Origin of the sequence: Synechococcus sp. H55.10 (genome assembly GCF_047502715.1) — a bacterium.
In the GTDB taxonomy this organism is placed as follows: domain Bacteria; phylum Cyanobacteriota; class Cyanobacteriia; order Thermostichales; family Thermostichaceae; genus Thermostichus.
Genome location: NZ_JANSJJ010000285.1, coordinates 1 through 515 on the forward strand (window position 1 = coordinate 1; position 515 = coordinate 515).

The following is a 515-nucleotide window of genomic DNA, read 5'->3' on the forward strand; positions in this document are numbered from 1 at the left end:
ATAAATTATTATGCAAGCGCTCAATTTTGTGCAGCCAGACCCGATGGCCACTACGGCTCCGCGTTCTCTTCCTCCCACCGATCCCGTCTGCGTCGCCATTGTCGGGGCCTCCGGGTATGGAGGGGTGCAGTTGGTGCGGCTGCTCAGCGAACACCCCGGCGTGCAGATTACCTACCTGGCCGGTCAAGACAGCGCCGGCAAACGCTACGGGGATCTCTACCCCCATCTAGCCCAGGCGGTGGACTTGACCATTCAGCCAGTGGATGTGGAGGCCATCGCCGCTAGCAGCGACGTTGTCTTTTTTTCTCTGCCCAACGGACTGGCCGCAGACCTAGCGCCGCCTTTGCTGGCCAAGGGGTGCAAAGTCCTAGATCTCTCGGCGGACTACCGCTTTCGCAACCTGGCCACCTACCAATCCTGGTATCGCCTGGGCCAGACGGATCCCAACTGGCCTAGCCCTGCCTACCGCCAGGCCAACGAGCAGGCGGTTTACGGGCTGCCGGAACTCTACCGGG

General features: G+C 61.7%; 1 pseudogene. It reads left to right on the forward strand.

The annotated features are described in order from the left end of the window. Positions 1–43: 43 nt before the first annotated feature. Positions 44–515, forward strand: a pseudogene (gene argC / locus NW858_RS13175) (N-acetyl-gamma-glutamyl-phosphate reductase); the annotation flags it as partial.